Consider the following 16,510-nt stretch of genomic DNA (forward strand, 5'->3'; position numbering starts at 1 on the left):
TAATTCGTGTTATTACAACTCATTGATAATGACCATCATGCATTAGTATTCATAACGTCTCAATAAAGAACGGTACTTGAAAAATTTAGTGGCTGTGCGGCTGACCACCATCATGACTGTGAGTATGTACTGTGATTTCTTGTGCTGGTTCCTCCGGGGTGTTCATCTCAGAAGTGTGAACATGAGCTGCAGAGTCATGAGTAAGTTCATGCCGTGGATTTTGCTCCCCAACTATATTTTGCTGCAAAACAGGAGCAACTGCTACACCGTGCTTATATACCATTAAGCCACCTAAATCAGCGCCCAGAGCCATGAGTATGACGAGTAGTGCTGATAAAAAAAAGTACCCGTAGGTTTTTGTGTATAGAAAGCTTTCAGCCGCAAAATAACGGCGTAGCGATAACAGCAACGCTAACACGGCTACACTTATGCCAAAGGCTTGATGACGAAGCATAATGGCATGTGTGGCATCATTGTGAGGTGCAGAGTAGGCAGCTTGAAATCCGGCCGCCACAGTAAATATTGCTGATAATGTGCCAATATAGAGTACAGGTGTGGCCAATTTTCGCCATGCAGGTTGCGAAAATAACCCCCCAAGTGTGTCAGTAAAGAAAAAAACTGTAAATAAGGCGATAGGAAAGTGCACCAGCAAAGGATGGATATTATCCATAGCGTTAAAGCCGGGCATAATAGCCGCAAATATTTCTGCTGGGCTTTTAGTTGTAAGGGACTCTATAAAGCTTAAAAAAGCTTCCAGACCTTTTACTAGGTTTAACCCATCATGGCTGCCGCCACCGTGTATTTGTGGCAATACATCAAATATTAAATCTATCATTTTTTCTCGTATTTATTGTGACATGAATTATTGAGAAAGGGGGGTTTAATGTAAGCATTATATACGGTTATGCTGATTTAATTGCACTTAATTCAGCAGGGATTAAATTCAGCGCTGTATAGACAGCCTGCTGGCGAATTTCTTGTCGATTACCGATAAAATACTCTAAAGTGACATGTGCCAGTTGAGTTCTTTTTTGCCAGGCAATATAAACAGTACCCACTGGTTTTTCGGTGGTACCGCCTGTAGGACCTGCAACCCCCGTAATTGCAATAGCATAGTCTGCCAGGCTGTTTTGTAGTGCGCCCTGGGTCATCTGCCTGGCCACTTCCGCACTGACTGCACCAAATCGTTCAATAGTTTCAGCTTGAACCTGAAGCATATCTGTTTTAGCTGCATTGCTATAAGTAATAAATCCACGATCATACCAGGCTGAACTGCCAGATATATCAGTAATGCATTGTCCTAGCCAGCCACCGGTGCAGGATTCGGCAGTTACTAAACGCATATGGGTGGTGTTTAAAAAGTGTCCAAGATTTTTAGCTGCCAGAGTAAGGTTTAGGTGTGAGCTCATAAGTACATTGTTTGCTATTAATATTTAAGCTAAGGTCAATACTTTGTTAAAATCAAATTACAATTATAACGCTACATTGCAAATGCCAGTAATACAGCTCTGAAAACAATTACAGTTTGCGGCCTTAGTCCGCTTCTATCATTGGATAATTACTTATAACTGCTTAGTATTCAAGGTATTTAAAAAAATAAACACATGACAGATTTAGATTGGAACGACTATTCAATAGAAACGCAGGCTATTAGAGCAGGGCAAACGCGTAGCCATGAAGGTGAGCATAGTATGCCCATTTATATGACTTCAAGCTACGTTTTTAACAGCGCAGAAGAGGCCGCGTTACGCTTTACTGGCCAGCAGCCAGGGAATATATATTCCCGCTTTACTAACCCGACAGTGAATACCTTTCAGGTGCGTCTGGCGCTGATGGAGCAAGGTGATCGTTGTCTTGCCTTTGCTTCAGGCATGGCGGCTATTATGGCGATAGGTATGAGTCTACTTAAAGCGGGCGATCATGTCGTTTGTTCACGCAGTGTTTTTGGTAATACAGTACTGACTTTTCAGAACTATTTTGCCAAATTTGGTATTGAGACCAGTTTTGTTGAATTATCTAATCTGGATGCCTGGGAAACGGCCATACGCCCTAATACCCAATTTCTGTTTGTGGAAACACCATCAAACCCTTTAATGGAACTGGTTGATGTTCGTGCCTTGGCAGATATTGCCCATAATAAAGATTGCCTATTAGTGGTTGATAATGTTTTTTGTACACCGATTATGCAAAAACCCTTAACCTTAGGTGCAGATATAGTCGTACATTCAGCTACTAAATATTTAGACGGACAGGGCCGTTGTGTGGGTGGTGCAGTGATTGCCAGTGAGGAAATTATTGAAAAATACATTTATCCTTATTTACGCACTGGCGGAGCTACTATGAGTGCGTTTAATGCCTGGATCTTCCTGTCTGGACTAGAAACTCTAGCTGTTAGAATGAAAGCGCATTGTGATAGTGCACTTGAATTAGCGAAATGGTTAGAACAACAGCCCGCTGTAGATAAAGTGCATTACCCCGGTCTTGAATCTCACGCTCAGCATGAACTGGCCAAACAACAGCAAAGTCATTTTGGCGCAGTCGTCAGTTTTGAGTTAAAAGGTGGAAAAGATCAGGCATGGAAATTGATAGATGCGACACAGATGCTATCGATTACAGCGAATTTAGGCGATGTGAAGTCTACGATCACGCATCCAGCAAGTACCACTCATGGCCGTTTAGCACCAGAAGTGCGATTACAGGCAGGTATCAAAGAGAGTTTAGTGCGAATTTCCGTAGGTCTGGAAAATGTAGAAGATATAAAGCTGGATTTGTCGCGTGGTTTGAATCTGTAGCCTTTATCAATGTGAACGGTCTTTGCAAAAAAAGTAAGCATCAAGTACCAGCACTCTCAAAACATTTTTAGATAAATACTGCCTGCCTGTGTGTGGGAGGGTTTTTAGCTGTATTTAATCATGGCTAAATTCCGCTCCCCAGACAAGTTTTTGTATTAAGTAATGACAGTAGGCTCGGTGCGTCCTGTACGTTTTTTAACTTGGCAAAACTGTTCAGCAAGCTGAATCAATTCAGCAAGTGCATCTTGTGGGTCCTGATCGTGTTTACTGGCATCAGCTTCATATTTTTCCAGATAAATACGTAGAGTCGCACCGACAGTACCTGTACCGGATAAGCGGAAAATAATACGCGATCCGTCTGCAAAGCCGATGCGTATTCCTTGATGCTTACTGATGCTATTGTCTACCGGATCTGTATAACTGAATTCATCGGCATATTGCACGCTGTAGGATCCAAATGATTTTCCTGCCAGGGGTTTTATTTGCTCGCGTAAATGATCCATAATGCCGTTAGCGATATCACTTTCTACTGCTTCATAATCATGACGACAATAGATGTCACGACCAAACTTTTGCCAGTGTTCGGTGACTATCTGACTAACAGGCTGCGCTTTTTTAGCCAGAATATTCAGCCAGAACAAAACAGCCCATAAGCCATCTTTTTCACGTACATGACTGGAACCGGTGCCAAAACTTTCTTCTCCACACAAAGTGATTTTATTGGCATCAAGTAGATTACCAAAAAATTTCCAGCCTGTGGGCGTTTCAAAACAAGGCAGGTTCATTGCTTTAGCTACACGGTCAACTGCCTGACTGGTGGGCATGGAGCGCGCAACACCGCTAATGCCTGATGCATAACCGGGTACCAGATGGGCATTGGCAGCGATAATGGCGAGACTATCACTAGGGGTAACAAAAATATTATTGCCTAAAATCATGTTTCGATCGCCATCTCCATCGGAGGCTGCTGCAAAATCGGGCGCTTCCGGGCTAAACATCAGTTCAGCAAGTTCTTTTGCATGAGCCAGATTTGGATCGGGGTGATGGCCGCCAAAATCTTCTAATGGTGTGGCATTGATCACAGAGCCTGTTGGTGCGCCCAATATGCCTTCTAATATTCGGGTGGCATAAGGACCTGTTATAGCGTGCATCGCATCGAAGCGCAGGCTTAATTTACCTGAGCTGATTACTTGTTTAAGTAAGTCAAAATCAAATAAAGAGGACATTAATTCTGCATAGTCATCGACCGGGTCAAAAATGCGGATCTTGAGTTGGTCTATTGTTTGTTCGCCGACGGTATCAAGGTTAACATCAGGAATGTCAGCAATTTTATAAGTCGTTATACTTTTACTATAGTCATAAAAAGCATCGGTATAATTTTCTGGGGCTGGTCCGCCATTGCTGATATTATATTTGATGCCAAAATCTTCATCAGGTCCGCCTGGATTATGGCTTGCGGAAAGAATTAAACCGCCTAGTGCCTGATATTTTCTAATTAAGTGCGAGGCAGCAGGAGTGGATAGAAGACCACCTTGCCCTATGATAAAATCAGTAAAGCCATTTGCAGCTGCAATTTTAATGATAATTTGAGTCGCTTCACGATTAAAATAGCGCCCGTCGCCACCGATAACGAGCGTTTTATTATCACTTTCTTCTAATGAGGAAAAAATAGACTGGACAAAGTTTGCCAGATAATGCGTTTGCTGGAATACTTTGACTTTTTTTCTTAAACCTGAAGTGCCTGGTTTTTGATCAGAATAAGCATGAGTTTGAGCTGTTTCTATTTGCATAATAAATAAACCTGTACGATGGATTTTAGCCTAAGATTTTAACATTATACTTATATGAGATATTTCATTTTTTTATTCCTGTTTTTCTTTGCCTGCTTTAGTATTGCAGAAGAAACTACCTGGTTACTGATCGATACACAGAAAAAAGTCATTGAGGTTAAACAAGGTTGGCGGACTTTAGCAAGCTTTACCGGAATCTCTATAGGACGGGCAGGAGCAAAACTTAAGCAAAAGATAGGAGATAATATAACTCCTTTGGGGACTTATGAAATTGCTTATATTAAAGATAATAGTCACTTTAGTCGGTTTTTTGGACTCAATTACCCATCAATGGCAGATGCTGAGTCAGCAATTATGGACAAACGAATTTCTGATCTAGAATTTCAAGAAATTAAGCTGGCGCATAGTAATAATATGTTGCCACCCCAAGATACGGCATTGGGAGGATATATCGGGATTCATGGAATAGGTCAGGGAAATAAAAACATTCATGGTGTTTTTGACTGGACTCAGGGTTGTGTCGCATTATCTAATCAACAAATTGATCAGCTGGCAATATGGATTTATCAAGGGATGCGCGTGCAAATTAAATAATTTGGCAATCTTTTTAAGATTGCGATAGAATCAGCTCTATACAAATTAAAGATTTTTATTTTGTCGGCCTAAGCTTAGAGTTTATGTTCAGTAACAGTTAGGTTTTTTTTATTTTTTATAAGGAATAATACAAATGATTAAATTATTAAAAGTTTCTGCAATAGTTTTAGCTGCAAGTTTTGCTGTGGGTTGTGCAAGCACTGGCGATTTGAAAAAATTACAAGCAGATGTAAATGATCTTAAAGCGCAGACAGCTCAAACTTCATCTAAAGCTGATCAAGCAGCAAGAGATGCAAGCGCAGCAGCAGCAAATGCAGCAGCAGCAAATGCAGCTGCTAATCGTGCCGCAGATTCTGCAGCTGAAACAAACCATAAATTAGATCGTATGCTTAACAAAGCAATGATGAAGTAATTGAAAGATTTATAAGGTTATAAATTTATCAGTAAAAAGCCCGCTAACTTTTTAAGTTAGCGGGCTTTTTTTGTGCGATTAAAAGCCCTGAACTGATTAATGCAGGGTTTGTTCAATTCAGATCAATAACTTCTTCACTTGTTGATAAGCTAGTTTGCTCATATATCTTTATTGGTAGGCCTTTTCTGTCTGTCAGAGCGTTTCTTAAAGCAGCACCGTCTAGAACTGGCAACACACCGTTATTGGCACGTTCAATCAAATCCAGAGCAATATCCAATAAATTATCGGATTCATGGTTTTCCAGTGGTGGATGAACTTCTATATATAAATTGTTTCCGCCCCAACCTACTTTAACCGCCTGGTTAACAATAGTGACAGGCTCTCCGACTTTAATAACAGGGAAGAGTGTATTCATGTCTTCAGGATACATACGAATACAGCCATGGCTAACCCGCAGGCCAACACCATAGGGTTTGTTAGTGCTATGGATAAGGTAGCCGGGAATACCGAGGCGCATGGCAAATAAACCTAATGGGTTATTGGGGCCTGCTGGAACAACGTCAGGCAAAGGATCACCTTTAGCCGCATGTTCTTTTTTTATTGACTCTGGCGGGGTCCAGGTGGGATTTTCTTTTTTTTCAACAATCCTGGTCTGCCCTAAAGGCGTTTCCCAGTCTTGTCGTCCTATGCTGACAGGATGAGTAATGACAAAAGCAGGGCCATAATTTTGCGGCTTAGGAAAGTAGTAAAGTCTAAATTCAGGTAAATTTAGCACCAGGCCTGAACGAGGTGCATCAGGCAACAGGCGTTCACTTTGGAGCTGAATTTTCGCGCCTGCTTTGGGCATCCAACGATCAACATCAGGGTTTAATCGGATAATTTCATTCTGACCCAAATCAAAGCGGCGCGCAATATCTAATAAATCCTCATCCTTGCTGGCTAAAGTTTGTTTATTTTTGCCCTCGGCAAACTCTTGAACCAGACTATCTTTTGGATTCTCGGGTAACAAAAAAGAAATGGCTTGCGCACTATGACTAGCTAGGAGAAATGTACCGGCTAGCAAAGCACGGATGGTGTAGTGTAATGAAGTCATTAGTTAATATTTTCGCCCCCAAAAAGCTCTACTAAGCGTGGCAAGAATGAACTCAGTTCTTGCGACATGATCGTAAAATCTACATCAAATTGCTCTTCAGCTGAGTCAGTCTCAGTGTCTGCAACTTGATCCTGAATTAGATCTAAAAATTTCAGACGTTTAATGGATAGATTTTCGTCGACAATAAATGACAAACGGTCAGACCAGCTAATTGCCAGTTTAATCACTTGTTTGCCGGTATCTAAATGATTTTTGACTTCTGGCGCAGCCAGATCCTGGCGTTTACAACGGATGATACCGCCTGCTTCTTCAGGAGCACGTAATTCGCATTCATCTTCAATTAAGACATCGGCAGGTGTTTCATTTTGCAATAACCACTGCGTCATGGTACTCACAGGTTTTTCTTTAGTGCTGACGGGCACCAAAGGCAAAGAGCCCAGGTTTTTACGTAAAAAACTGATCAACTCTTCGGCTTTTTTTGCGGATGCAGCATCAACAATTAACCAGCCGCCTTTAGGGTCAATATAGGCAAAGGTCTTTTTGGAAAATGAAAAAGCGCGAGGCAATAGCTCAAATATAATTTGGTCTTTTAGTTCTGAACGTTCTTTTTTTGATAATTTACGGGCTTCCTGATCTTCTTTTTCAGTAATTCTCTCTGCTGTCATTTCGTTAACAACAGTGGTGGGAAGTACTTTCTCTTCTTTAGTCGCGCATAACATCATAAAGCCATTAGCCTGATGAATAAGTTGTTCTGATCCGCGACCTAAAGGGGATGTCCAACCATAGCTGAATGTTTCACTAGGTGAGCAGGGTTTAAAGCGTAAACTTTGCAGTTTTTCTTCTAGTTCTGTAGGCGTTAAAGTAAAGGCTTCAGTTAAACGGTAAATAGCAAGATTTTTAAACCACATAGTTCAGATATTTTTTAAGATAAATTTAGAGTTAGATTTGAGTGTGTTGTGAATACTACTGCTGGATTTTTTGACTAGATAAGAAAAATCCTTTGTTCGCACAACTTTAGAACAGGTCAAGCATTATCGCAAAAATCAGTAAATATATCGATCATTAATATGCTATCGTCTCATTCTTTAGTGATCAGCTGGTTTTTTAATGAAACAACAAACAGGTTTTAATTTATTGGGAAATAATCAGGCACGTATTTTAATACTTGGTAGTATGCCGAGTGTGGTTTCTTTGCAGAAACAACAGTATTATGCTCATCCTAGAAATGCATTCTGGCGCATTATGGCTGCTTTGTTTAATGAAGATGAGCCAATAGTCTATCACCAGGCCGAACAGCTTTTAGAGGTAGAGGGAATTGCTGTCTGGGATGTGTTAAAATCTTGTACAAGACAAGGCAGCCTGGATTCTGCAATTGATAAAAATTCATTAGAAATAAATGATTTTGCCTCTTTATTTAAGCAATTCACACGTATTAAATATGTATTTTTTAATGGCGGGATGGCTGAATCATTATATAAAAAACATGTCTATCAGGCTTTAGCAATTGAATTCAGGTCATATAGCTATACTAAATTACCCTCAACCAGTCCCGCTTATGCAGCAATGCCTTATAAAGATAAATTAGCAGCATGGGCTGAATTGAAAACTATATCCAGGGTTAAAGCAAGCTGATTTGTACTGATAGCTGATTATAAAATCCTCTTTAAGCAAATGAGCGGAATCTGATAATAATGAAACAAAGACTAATGAGTATCTAATGAAAATAAGCTTTTTAGCTTCACATGGTGGCAGTTCTGCAAGGCAAATAATTGCTGCAATTAAAGCACACAGTTTGGCGGGTTTCGAAATTGGTATTTTAATCACTAACAATAAGACCACGGCTATTTATCCATGGTGTCTGGAAAATGGGTTAAAGGTTATTCATGTTAGTGGTGAGACTCACCCAGGCAATGAAGACTTGGCGATAAAGCAGGCTTTGATTGATGCAGGGACTGATATTGTAGTGTTGTCAGGATATATGAAAAAAATTGGTAGTGAAACCCTGGCTGCGTTTAATAATAAAATTTTAAATATTCATCCTTCATTATTACCTAAGTATGGTGGACATAAAATGTATGGAGACTATGTGCATGCTGCAGTCTTATCAGCTGGAGAAAAGGTGAGTGGAGCATCTGTGCAAGTTATTAACGCAGATTACGATGCTGGCCCTGTATTATTGCAAAAGCAAGTACCGGTTTTGGCTGGTGATACAATCGCTAGCTTAGGCGAGAGAGTGCGTTCTGTAGAAGGTGAGTTATATTTGAATGCACTGAAAAAGTGGCAAGCTAATGATTTTAAAGTTTGAGTCGTATGCAAAAAAAAACAAGAGCGGTTGTGCAGAATACAGAGTCGATTATTAGTCTGGGAAAGAGTAAACGCCTGGCGGCTATACGCAAGTCTCAGGAAATACCTCCTGAAAATTTGTCACATCAGCTCAAGCCTTGTGCTAATAAAAGAGAAGAGCATATAAGCCTGGCCAGGAAGCTTATTACGCAAAAAATAGCAAAAATTAAATCGACTTTACCTTTAGGTAAGCAAAACAAATTATTTGATTTACGTTATGGATCAGAGCAGAAACTTAATCAATTGGGTTTGCAGCAGCTTTATACTCTATTGAGCATTTCCCAGGAATTGGCTAAGGAAATTAGAGAGGTAAAATACCTGGAAATAAACTGAGAAGTGGAGATAGATTGCGCTGTAATAATTAGCGTTGTATTGTGCGATGTTTAGCTGGAGGAAAACTACCTTAACGTGGAAGTTAAGGTAGTTACTTTCATTAAAATGGAGTATATAAATATTCCATTTTTTAAACCAACCTTAAAAAGGTTTATTCAACCAAAATATTTTGTGTAGCTAATCTTTTTGCATTCGCTGACTCAAATGCTTGTTGAGTAGATTCAGTTGAAGGACCTAGTGTTAAATGCTCAGTTTCTCTACCTTTTAGGATGAAAACACCAATGATAGCAATTAAAATGATTCCGCCTATGTATAATGTTGAGTTATCTTTTTGTTCAGCCATTTGACTTTCCTCTATTGTTATTTTTATAAAAAAAACTGCGCTTTGCACAGGTAAGGCAGATCAGTAATATTATTTGCCTTGCGTATGTCGGGAGCAAGTTACTCGAAATCGACGGTGTATTTTTATCATGATTGATTGTGTCGTGTCAAAACAATTAATTAGTTAAGGTAATTATTTAATTAAAATAAAATATATCCTATTGATTGTAAAGAGATATGGTTTTTTTATGTCGGAAATATTTTTTTTATACGCCGCTTGTTCAGAAGTAGCTAATATAGGGGGATTAGAAACAAATAAAGTAGGAAAATCAGACATAATTTTTCGTGTTTAAGTAAGGCATAATGAGCATTGTCACGAAAAACACAAAAAGAGTTCAGGCATAAATTTTAAAATCTATCTCGCAGCGTGCGCAGTATTATTAAGCTTTGTAATAGCGATTACCTGCCCGGTAGCAGAACATTTATTTTATGATGACTTATGCGGTAAATGCAGTTCAGGAATAATACCCGACTCAGGATCATTAAAAACAGCATCATCAATCGTATTTTCACCTCTTGCTACGATGCAGGTGACAGTCGCATCCCCAGTGATATTAATAACAGTTCTTAGCATATCTAATAAGCGATCTACGCCTAATATTAAGCCTATACCTTCAACAGGCAGGCCTACTTGATTAAACACCATGGCAAGCATAATAAGACCAACGCCTGGTACGCCTGCGGTGCCGATTGATGCCAGTATGGACATGCCTATAATAGTGATGTACTGGCTTAAGCCCAGATCTATCTGGTATACATTAGCAATAAATACCGTGGCAACACCTTGCATAATGGCTGTGCCATCCATATTAATGGTCGCACCCAAGGGTACAGTAAAAGCGGCAGTGGTATTATTGACTCCGATACGTTTTTCTAATACGTGAAGAGTCACTGGAATGGTCGCATTAGAACTTGCCGTGCTAAAGGCAAATATTTGGGCAGGGCGCATTTTTTTGTAAAACGCGACTGGATTGAGTTTGGCAAACAAGGTGAGTAATATCGAAAATGTCCCCAATGCATGTAGCAATAAGCATAGAATAACTACGGAAAAATAGCCTATCATAGGCACAATCAAAGCAAATCCTTGTTCGGAAAATGTTTTTGCCATCAAGCAAAAGACCCCGACCGGCGCGACGTCCATTACCAAGGTAACCACTTGCATCATTACTTCGTTTAATTTCTCAGCAGTTTTTGCCAGTTGCTTACCTATATCGCCAGTCATAAGCATGGCGATAGCAAATAGAATGACAAAAAAGATAATTTGTAGCATATTGCCCTGAGCAAATGCTGCAATTGGGTTGCTGGGGATAATATTTATAAAGACATCAGTAATTGGCGGAGAAACGTTGGCAACGAACTCAGTCGCGTGATGTTGCTGAGCAAAATCTTTCCCGGGGGCTAAGGCTATGGCAATGGTTAAAGCGAGAGATACTGCAAGTCCAGTGGTAAATACATAGAGCAGAAAAGACTTTAGGCCTATGCGCCCCAGTGCATTAATATCGCCAATCCCGCAGACGCCACATATGAGTGAGAAGGTAACCAGAGGCACGACCAGCATTTTTAGGGAATTGATAAAAGCTGAGCCAATCACGTGAAATAAACCATTCACAAAATAGGTCTGGATGATCGGCTGCTCGGGAGTAAAAATATTTATTAGACTGCCCAGTATCAGCCCTAAGCCCATAGCGATTAAGATTTTATTAGTCAGTGATATTTTTTTGCTCATGATTTTTAAGTAGCTGGGCTGCCTTCCTGTTTAGACTAAAAGGGCTTTAATTCTCATTAATGCTGCCGAATCAAGTTCTGCAGTGCGTTGCTGTTGTTCGCATAATGCGCCTCTAAAGCCCAGATAATCAGCTTGAAGTGGAAGCAAAGCAGGAATGTCGTCTGCACGTAAGGAGCCAGCCAGGCCGCAGAGTAATTGATGGTGTTGTGCAGTTTGTACAAAATGTTGCAGGGTCGCCAGGGGCATTACCTTACTAAGCGAGCCATTGGTTTTATCCATGGTGTCTAGCATAATGCCCGTAAAACCAGCCTTGGAAAATTGTTCTATGCTGCTCAAATCGGGCTGTTGATCAGCAAATAACACAGCGATTAGCTGTATGGCACCTGATGTTAGTGTTGCTAGTTTTGTAATCACTGCACTCCAGTCCTGATCAGGAAAAAAGCCAATTTTAATATAGTCTACGCCGGTATTGGCCATCTCCTGGACGGCATTAAAAATGACATCTGCCTGCATCGGCAAATCGCCTACTGTAGCACTAACAGGTCTGACGTTAGCTAGATGAGTAACGATAGCCTGTACCTGATGTGCTGGTAATGCCCCCAGAGCTCCTAAAGCAGGTTGTTTCAGGTCGATAATGTCTACATCAAAATGTAGCGCAATAAACGCTTCTTCCAGACTATTGACGCTTGCCAGCATACGATTCATACGCGTTATTTCTCTCTTAGTTTTTGTTCTATCGCTTGTGTGATCCATGACCATGCTTCTCTTTCTCTAGAGCCAGCCGTTTTATTAAAGCCGATATGTAAATACTCCAATTCAGTATGAATTTTTGCCGGGGATAAGCGATTGACGCGGGTTAATAGAATTGCAGCTTCCAGTACAGAAAATTGAGCACGGTTGTAGCCCTTAAAAGCTGCATGATTAACTTGATGTACTGCCTGGCAAAATAATTTTGGGCGTACCGGATCGTCATCGATATGACTTAATTTCACTTCGCAATGGGCTAATGTATTCGCTAAATAATGGCCGTCGATTTTTTTTGCTTTTTTTACAGGCCAATCAATTCGACCAGTAACACAGCCTGCAAAAATTCTGACATCATCAGTATAATTAATGACCGCTGTTTTTGTTGCCAGGATATTATCTAGTGTGACAGAGGGACGAAAGGGGAGAATAATAAATTCATCACCTGCGACATGAATACCCATAGGAGCAATATGCATTTCACCCTTATTATTTAGCGTAGTTACGATAGTTTCTTGAATCATGTTTTTTTAAAAGTTGTTCCTGCGGGCTTAAACGTGTGCAGGTCGACCGTTGGTTCACTGGTTTTTGCTGCACAGCCCCAGTTTAAGGCCTGGTCTTGATTAAAGCGTTTACCCAATTGCCAGGCGGTTTCAGCGCGTGCAAGTTCTACACCGAGATAAAATGCATGTCCTGCATCTCCTTCGACCTGTAATTTTGGATATAAATCAAACGGATCAATGGCGCTATATAAGCCATCGCGATTATAAATATGTACACCTTCCTGGCTAATTTGAATACGATAACTCGGATCTTTTACTTGCTCGGCAAATTCCTTGATTTCCGCAAGCTGATAAGGAAAGGGTGAGGTTTCATGCAAGGCCATTAAATCGGCATTAATATGCTTGGGCAGGGTATTATTTTCTTTGGCTGCATACATAATGCGCCGGGCCATGTCTGCTTCTTTAATTGCCCTGCTTGCATGCTGGCTAACTTCGGTAGCGAGGATATGCCTGATATTGAGTTCAGAACAAATACCCATTAATATCGCATTCATGCCGGCAGTATCCGCATGCGTAAGTTCGGTAATATTTCCCACTCCCAGCATCATTTCTATATCCGGGTGTTTTTGTCGGACAGCATGGTAACGTACCACTGATTCGGTAAAACCAAAATGGATTGGATCAAGAATTGGATCAACGATAAAGGCTTTATTTTTGGCTTGCAATACTGCAATCGCTTTATCCAGCGAAATGATATCAGTATGTCGCTCTGGAATAATAATGGGAATGGCATCTACTTCATCAGCCACCCATAAAGTGCTTTCATGCAAACTGAGCATGTAATCAGCGCCCGCTTTTGCACCGCGCAATAGATCCTCTGTTGCTAAAGAGTCGATACTGACCTGAAATCCCTCTTGCTTTAAGGTCTGGATAATATCCTCCATATGCGCAAAAGGCGTATCCGGCAAGCAGCCTATATCAATAATATTCGCGCCATTGCTTTGGTAATAATAAGCGCGTTGCACCACTTCATCGACAGGAAGATTAGGCGCATCGACTATTTCTGCAAAAATTTTCACAGCATAGTGACTTAAATCAATATGTAATGCCTGTTTGCCAAAATAAAGCGGTAAATCTTTTAATTCGTCAGGGCCACGTTCAACGGGAATCGATAAGGTCTTGGAAAGTGCTTCTATATCCCCCCGACAACGCCCCGGAATGATAATCCGGTCAGCGTTAAAAGTATCTTTTAAACGCCGGGCAATCATGTCAGCGGTCATTAATGCAGCGACTTTAACGCCGATTTGGTGAACATTGTAAGTAAACTCAGGTTGCATCTTTTGTAAAATCTGCTGCAACTGTTTTTCCGCGAGCTTGCCTGTCAAAAATAAAATATGTTCACTCATGATAAAGATGCCAGGCGTTGCTGCATGGCGAGTTGGAGCTCAGCTACACTTTCAACCACGGTGGTGTACTCAAAGCTGCGTAAAGCCTCTGTTGCATCCAGGTCAATTTTCCTGGGATAAACCATCACCTCGCCACCGGGCGCCGTGGTTTTCATTTCGGGGGCAATATCGCAAGGATAAACAATATTGGGTATGCGACATTTACCCGCCTGAGAATATAAATTAGTGACCAGCGAATCGGCAATACCCAGGACGCATTTAGCGACAGTATTCGAAGTTGTCGGAGCAACAATCAGTGTATGATAATAGCCTTTATAAAATAAGCCTACGGGTGGAGAGGAAGCAGCCTTATCACGGTAGATATGCACTTTATCGCGTAAATCATTAATATGGATACCGTACATTTTTAATACTTCTTCACCGGCCTGACTCAGATATAAATCGACATTTTCTAAAGTGAGCATATAGTCTATGCACTCTTCAATATAATGTCCCGAGCCGGTAACAGCCCATGCAATGCGCGGTGAAGTCATATGATTTATCTATTATTTCGCTTTTTAATAAGCAGTAGCAGGGCGAAATTAGTCTGCATATACCGCAAAAATTTGTGGAGTAGCGGCAGAAGGCCATCCTGTGATCGTGGGTTATATTATATACTTTGCGATGCTTTCTTGGCAGATTTCTTGGTAATAGTACATGTTCTGGAGCGAATCCTCTTATGTTCAATAATATAACTCATCCTCTGATTATGGGGATTCTTAATGTCACCCCCGATAGTTTTTCTGATGGAGGAAAATATACCGGTATTGATAGTGCGTTGGCACATGCACAGCGCATGATTTCTGCAGGAGCGGACATTATCGATATAGGTGGTGAGTCAACTCGGCCAGGCGCAGAGCCGGTATTGACAGAGGAGCAAATTTTACGCGTTATTCCGGTTATCAAGGCAATACGCAAAGATTTGTCGGCTACGCTGCCCATCAGTATAGATACCACCTTAAGTAGAGTCGCAGAGGCAGCACTTGATGCCGGCGCGACGATCATTAATGATATTTCAGCAGGCGAACAGGATGCAGAAATTCTATCTTTGGCAGCAAAACGAAAAGTGCCGATTATTCTGATGCATATCAAAGGCCAGCCGGAAAATATGCAAAATGCACCTTTTTATCAGGATGTTGTCCGTGAAGTTTTAAGCGCTTTACAGGAACGTGTCGATGCCGCTTTGGCAGCAGGTGTTGCAAAACAGCAGATTGCCATAGATCCCGGTATAGGTTTTGGCAAACGCAGGCAGGACAATCTGGAATTACTCGCCCATTTAGATAAATTTGTCGCTACAGGCTATCCCGTTTTATTGGGTACCAGTCGAAAACGATTTATGGGCAGCTTGTGTGCAGTCAGAGACCCCGCCGAATTAGTTTGCGCAACGGCAGTAACAACAGCTTTGGGTGTACAACAAGGTGTACAAATGTTTCGCGTACATGATGTAAAAGAAAATAAACAGGCGGCAGATGTGGCATGGGCAATTAAACAGGCACGATAAATATTAATTGTCATTGGAATAATCGTTAACGAGCCTGTATTATTAGGCTTTATTTCTAAGTCGAGTGTTGGTGCTATGGAACAGAGAAAAAGACCACTTTCTCCTCATTTACAAGTGTATAGATTACCCTTAACTGCGGTGGTATCGATTACGCATAGAATGACGGGGGTTTTGTTAGCCGCAGGATTGATGTTATTTGTACTTAGCCTGGCAGTTATTCAGTGCGGTGCCAGTAGTTTTGAGTCTATGCAATCTTTGATACACCAGCCATTGATGGGCATTGCTGTCTGGATGATGATCTATGCCTTGTTTTTTCATTTATGCCATGGTGTTCGCCATTTATTCTGGGATGCCGGTGAAGGCTATGAAAAGCCTTTAATGAATTACTATATTTTATTAGAAATGTTTGCCTCCATTGCGCTGACATTTATTAGTTTCTTATTCGTTCAGTTAGGAAGTTAAATATGGAATATCGCACTCCTTTAGCGAAAGCGCGTGGCCTGGGTTCTGCAAAAACGGGTACTACACACTGGTGGATGCAGAGAATAACAGCCGTTGCTTTAATCCCCTTGGCATTCTGGCTGATTTTATTTATTAATCAACTGTTTAATGCCTCTTATGATGACATAAAGCAGTGGCTTATCAGCCCGGTTAATTTCACTTTATTGCTCGCCTGGGCATTTACCGGATTTTATCATGCGGCATTGGGATTACAGGTTGTTATTGAAGATTACGTCAATCCTGATTGGCTGAAAATTGTCCTGGTCTGGATGATTAAATTGACTTTTGCTGGGATGGCTATTGCATCGCTAGTGTTTGTTATACGCATTGCTATTTCGGCAGGATAATTACA

At 40.9% G+C, this 16,510-nt stretch carries 20 protein-coding genes; 9 read left to right on the forward strand and 11 right to left on the reverse strand.

Annotation, left to right across the window (positions count from 1 at the left end; translation table 11 throughout):
* Window positions 1-85 precede the first annotated feature (85 nt).
* Window positions 86-835 carry a DUF2231 domain-containing protein gene (locus AU255_RS07350; protein WP_080522266.1) on the reverse strand — a complete coding sequence of 250 codons (750 nt, stop codon included), beginning with the start codon at window positions 833-835 and terminating at the stop codon, window positions 86-88.
* Window positions 836-902: 67 nt separating this feature from the next.
* Window positions 903-1,409, reverse strand: a complete 507-nt coding sequence (locus tag AU255_RS07355) for a CinA family protein (protein WP_080522267.1) — start codon at window positions 1,407-1,409, stop codon at window positions 903-905.
* A 195-nt stretch (window positions 1,410-1,604) separates the two neighbouring features.
* Here AU255_RS07355 and AU255_RS07360 point away from each other — a divergent pair, with 195 nt between their 5' ends.
* Window positions 1,605-2,792 (forward strand): O-succinylhomoserine sulfhydrylase, encoded by a 1,188-nt coding sequence (locus AU255_RS07360; protein ID WP_080522268.1) that lies wholly within the window; start codon window positions 1,605-1,607, stop codon window positions 2,790-2,792.
* Between the two features lie 155 nt (window positions 2,793-2,947).
* Here the strand turns inward: AU255_RS07360 and AU255_RS07365 are convergent, their stop codons facing one another.
* Entirely contained in the window at window positions 2,948-4,582 is a 1,635-nt protein-coding gene (locus AU255_RS07365; protein ID WP_080522269.1) for an alpha-D-glucose phosphate-specific phosphoglucomutase, read from the reverse strand.
* A 54-nt stretch (window positions 4,583-4,636) separates the two neighbouring features.
* On the opposite strand from AU255_RS07365, the gene AU255_RS07370 reads away from it, so the two are divergent.
* Window positions 4,637-5,176 (forward strand): L,D-transpeptidase family protein, encoded by a 540-nt coding sequence (locus AU255_RS07370; RefSeq protein WP_080522270.1) that lies wholly within the window; start codon window positions 4,637-4,639, stop codon window positions 5,174-5,176.
* 133 nt (window positions 5,177-5,309) lie between these two features.
* On the forward strand, window positions 5,310-5,588 hold the full coding sequence (locus AU255_RS07375) for an Lpp/OprI family alanine-zipper lipoprotein (RefSeq protein WP_080522271.1): 279 nt from the start codon (window positions 5,310-5,312) through the stop codon (window positions 5,586-5,588).
* A 112-nt stretch (window positions 5,589-5,700) separates the two neighbouring features.
* On the opposite strand, the gene AU255_RS07380 is transcribed toward AU255_RS07375, so the two are convergent.
* Both AU255_RS07380 and rdgC read right to left on the reverse strand, forming a co-directional pair.
* Window positions 5,701-6,681 carry a L,D-transpeptidase family protein gene (locus AU255_RS07380; RefSeq protein ID WP_080522272.1) on the reverse strand — a complete coding sequence of 327 codons (981 nt, stop codon included), beginning with the start codon at window positions 6,679-6,681 and terminating at the stop codon, window positions 5,701-5,703.
* Window positions 6,681-7,589, reverse strand: a complete 909-nt coding sequence (gene rdgC / locus AU255_RS07385; protein ID WP_080522273.1) for a recombination-associated protein RdgC — start codon at window positions 7,587-7,589, stop codon at window positions 6,681-6,683. Before rdgC ends, AU255_RS07380 begins: the two co-directional genes overlap by 1 nt.
* Window positions 7,590-7,788: 199 nt before the next feature.
* On the opposite strand from rdgC, the gene AU255_RS07390 reads away from it, so the two are divergent.
* From AU255_RS07390 to AU255_RS07400, 3 genes are all read left to right on the forward strand, one after another.
* On the forward strand, window positions 7,789-8,313 hold the full coding sequence (locus AU255_RS07390; RefSeq protein ID WP_080522274.1) for a DNA-deoxyinosine glycosylase: 525 nt from the start codon (window positions 7,789-7,791) through the stop codon (window positions 8,311-8,313).
* 85 nt (window positions 8,314-8,398) lie between these two features.
* Window positions 8,399-8,986 carry a formyltransferase family protein gene (locus tag AU255_RS07395; protein WP_080522275.1) on the forward strand — a complete coding sequence of 196 codons (588 nt, stop codon included), beginning with the start codon at window positions 8,399-8,401 and terminating at the stop codon, window positions 8,984-8,986.
* A 5-nt stretch (window positions 8,987-8,991) separates the two neighbouring features.
* Window positions 8,992-9,357, forward strand: a complete 366-nt coding sequence (locus tag AU255_RS07400; RefSeq protein WP_080522276.1) for a hypothetical protein — start codon at window positions 8,992-8,994, stop codon at window positions 9,355-9,357.
* Window positions 9,358-9,508: 151 nt separating this feature from the next.
* Here the strand turns inward: AU255_RS07400 and AU255_RS07405 are convergent, their stop codons facing one another.
* From AU255_RS07405 to AU255_RS07430, 6 genes are all read right to left on the reverse strand, one after another.
* Window positions 9,509-9,700 carry a hypothetical protein gene (locus AU255_RS07405; RefSeq protein ID WP_080522277.1) on the reverse strand — a complete coding sequence of 64 codons (192 nt, stop codon included), beginning with the start codon at window positions 9,698-9,700 and terminating at the stop codon, window positions 9,509-9,511.
* Window positions 9,701-10,165: 465 nt separating this feature from the next.
* The gene (locus AU255_RS07410) at window positions 10,166-11,464 is read right to left on the reverse strand and encodes a dicarboxylate/amino acid:cation symporter (RefSeq protein WP_080522278.1); all 1,299 of its coding nucleotides are present in this window, start codon (window positions 11,462-11,464) and stop codon (window positions 10,166-10,168) included.
* A gap of 30 nt (window positions 11,465-11,494) precedes the next feature.
* A complete protein-coding gene (locus tag AU255_RS07415) occupies window positions 11,495-12,223 on the reverse strand; it encodes a (5-formylfuran-3-yl)methyl phosphate synthase (protein WP_233144576.1) in 729 nt (242 codons plus the stop codon).
* A complete protein-coding gene (locus tag AU255_RS07420) occupies window positions 12,175-12,732 on the reverse strand; it encodes a DUF447 domain-containing protein (RefSeq protein WP_080522280.1) in 558 nt (185 codons plus the stop codon). Before AU255_RS07420 ends, AU255_RS07415 begins: the two co-directional genes overlap by 49 nt.
* Window positions 12,729-14,117 carry a DUF6513 domain-containing protein gene (locus AU255_RS07425; RefSeq protein WP_080522281.1) on the reverse strand — a complete coding sequence of 463 codons (1,389 nt, stop codon included), beginning with the start codon at window positions 14,115-14,117 and terminating at the stop codon, window positions 12,729-12,731. The genes AU255_RS07420 and AU255_RS07425 overlap by 4 nt, the downstream gene beginning before the upstream one ends.
* Window positions 14,114-14,650, reverse strand: a complete 537-nt coding sequence (locus AU255_RS07430) for a flavoprotein (protein WP_080522282.1) — start codon at window positions 14,648-14,650, stop codon at window positions 14,114-14,116. Before AU255_RS07430 ends, AU255_RS07425 begins: the two co-directional genes overlap by 4 nt.
* A gap of 185 nt (window positions 14,651-14,835) precedes the next feature.
* Here AU255_RS07430 and folP point away from each other — a divergent pair, with 185 nt between their 5' ends.
* From folP to sdhD, 3 genes are all read left to right on the forward strand, one after another.
* Window positions 14,836-15,657, forward strand: a complete 822-nt coding sequence (folP, locus tag AU255_RS07435) for a dihydropteroate synthase (RefSeq protein WP_080522283.1) — start codon at window positions 14,836-14,838, stop codon at window positions 15,655-15,657.
* 75 nt (window positions 15,658-15,732) lie between these two features.
* A complete protein-coding gene (gene sdhC, locus AU255_RS07440; RefSeq protein WP_080522284.1) occupies window positions 15,733-16,119 on the forward strand; it encodes a succinate dehydrogenase, cytochrome b556 subunit in 387 nt (128 codons plus the stop codon).
* Window positions 16,120-16,121: 2 nt separating this feature from the next.
* Window positions 16,122-16,505, forward strand: coding sequence for a succinate dehydrogenase, hydrophobic membrane anchor protein (gene sdhD, locus AU255_RS07445; RefSeq protein ID WP_080522285.1), 384 nt, complete (start codon window positions 16,122-16,124; stop codon window positions 16,503-16,505).
* Window positions 16,506-16,510 lie beyond the last annotated feature (5 nt).

The organism is Methyloprofundus sedimenti (assembly GCF_002072955.1).
Taxonomy (GTDB): Bacteria; Pseudomonadota; Gammaproteobacteria; order Methylococcales; family Methylomonadaceae; genus Methyloprofundus; species Methyloprofundus sedimenti.